This window comes from Streptomyces sp. AC558_RSS880 (genome assembly GCF_019049255.1).
Lineage (GTDB): Bacteria > Actinomycetota > Actinomycetes > Streptomycetales > Streptomycetaceae > Streptomyces.
The window spans coordinates 20246-22579 of the sequence record NZ_JAGMUJ010000171.1 but is presented as its reverse complement, the minus strand read 5'-3'; the positions used below and the strand labels follow the sequence as shown (position 1 = coordinate 22579).

Annotated in this window: 1 protein-coding gene; it reads left to right on the top strand. The window is 72.9% G+C overall.

Features of this window, described 5'->3' with window-relative positions; translation table 11 throughout:
* A partial coding sequence (locus tag KUM38_RS39010) for a beta-ketoacyl synthase N-terminal-like domain-containing protein (protein ID WP_217136889.1) occupies positions 1–2334 on the top strand: 2334 nt, incomplete at both ends.

Here is a 2334-nt window from a genome sequence, read left to right as displayed (position 1 = left end):
GTCTCCGGCATCCTGGGCGGTCCCGGTCAGGCGAACTACGCGGCGGCCAACACGTATCTCGACGCGCTCGCCCATCTCCGCCGCGCGGAAGGACTCCCAGCCACCTCCATGGCCTGGGGACTGTGGGCCGAGGCGAGCGGTATGACCGGCACCATGAGCGCCGTCGACCGGCAGCGGATGAGTCGACTCGGCGTCGGACGGCTCGCCTCGGAGCACGGTCTGCGGCTCTTCGACGCCGCTCTCGCGTCCGCCGAACCCCTGCTGGTCCCTGCCGTGTTGGACCTCCCGGCACTCCGCGTCCGCGCCGGTGAGGGCACGCTGACGGGAATGCTCAGCGGGGTCGTGCCCACGCCGCCGCGCCGTACGGCGAGCAGCGCGACCGTTTCCGCGTCACAGTCCGCCCTCGCGCAGAGGCTCGCCGTGCTGCCGGAGGCGGAGCGGGAACGTGCCCTGCTGGATGTGGCCCGCGAACAGATCGCCGCCGTACTGGGCCTGCCCGCGGGCGCCGACCTCGACCTCGCCACCACCTTCAAGGCCCTCGGCTTCGACTCGCTCACCGGCCTCGACCTGCGCAACCGGCTGAACACGGCGACCGGACTGCGCCTGCCCGCCACCCTTGTCTTCGACCACCCGACACCGGCCGCGCTGCTGCGCACGCTCCGGGAGGAGCTCCTCGGCGCCCAGGACGCGACGCCCACCGCGGTCGCCCGACCGGCGACGGACGACGAACCCATCGCGATCGTCGGCATGGCGTGCCGCTACCCCGGCGGGGTGGAATCGCCGGAGGACCTGTGGCGCCTGGTCGCCGAGGGTCGGGACGCCGTCTCGCCGTTCCCGTCGGACCGGGGCTGGGACCTGGAGGGCCTGTACGACCCCGACCCCGCGGCCTCCGGTAAGACGTACACCCGCGAAGGCGGATTCCTTTACGACGCCGGCGACTTCGATGCCGGGTTCTTCGAGATCTCCCCGCGCGAGGCCCTCGCCATGGACCCGCAGCAGCGGCTACTGCTGGAGACCTCCTGGCAGGTGCTGGAGCGGGCCGGGATCGACCCGGCCGCGCTGCGCGGCAGCCGGACCGGCGTGTTCGTCGGCGTGATGTACCACGACTACGCGTCGGGCATGCAGAAGGTGCCCGAGGGCGTCGACGGTTACCTGCTGATGGGCAACACCGGCAGCGCCGCCTCGGGCCGGCTGGCGTACGCCTTCGGTTTCGAGGGCCCCGCGGTCACCGTGGACACGGCGTGCTCGTCGTCCCTGGTGGGTCTGCACCTGGCCGTGCAGGCGCTGCGCAGCGGCGAGTGCTCGATGGCGCTGGCCGGTGGTGTGACGGTGATGTCGACGCCGGAGGTGTTCGTCGAGTTCAGCCGTCAGCGGGGGCTGTCGGCGGACGGGCGGTGCAAGGCGTTCTCGGCCGCCGCGGACGGGACGGGCTGGTCCGAGGGTGTCGGTGTGCTGCTGGTGGAGCGGTTGTCGGACGCGGTGCGCAACGGCCACCGGGTGCTGGCGACGGTGCGTGGCACGGCGGTGAACCAGGACGGCGCGAGCAACGGTCTGACCGCGCCGAACGGCCCCTCGCAGCAGCGGGTCATCCGGCAGGCGCTGGCGAGCGCGGGTCTGTCGGCCGCCGACGTGGACGCGGTGGAGGCGCACGGTACGGGCACGACGCTCGGTGACCCGATCGAGGCGCAGGCGATCATCGCGACGTACGGGCAGGACCGTCCCGGCGAACGGCCACTGTATCTGGGGTCGTTGAAGTCGAACATCGGTCACGCGCAGGCCGCCGCGGGTGTGGCGGGCGTGATCAAGATGGTGATGGCGATGCGCCAGGGGGTGCTGCCGCAGACGCTGCACGTGGACGAACCGACCCCGCATGTGGACTGGTCGGCGGGTGCGGTGGAGTTGTTGACGCAGGCGCGGGAGTGGCCGCAGACGCAGGGGCGTCCGCGGCGGGCGGGTGTCTCCTCCTTCGGAGCCAGCGGCACCAACGCCCACGTCGTCCTCGAACAGGGCCCCGACCCGGTGGTCACCGAGTCCGACGGGGAGACGACGGGCGAGGGACGTGTCCTGCCCTGGCTGCTCTCGGCGAAGTCCGGTGACGCCCTCCGGGCTCAGGCGGCCGTCCTCTCCGCCTACCTGCACGAGCACCCCGACGTCGACCTGACCGCCGTGGCCTCGGTGCTCGCCGGCTCGCGCGCGGCTCTCGACGAGCGTGCGGCGGTGATCGGTTCCTCCCGGACCGCGCTGCTGACCGGTCTCGACGCGCTCGCCACGGGCGAACCCGGAGCGGGGGTCGTGCGCGGCTCGGTGCTCGGAACGGGGAGCCTCGCCTTCCTC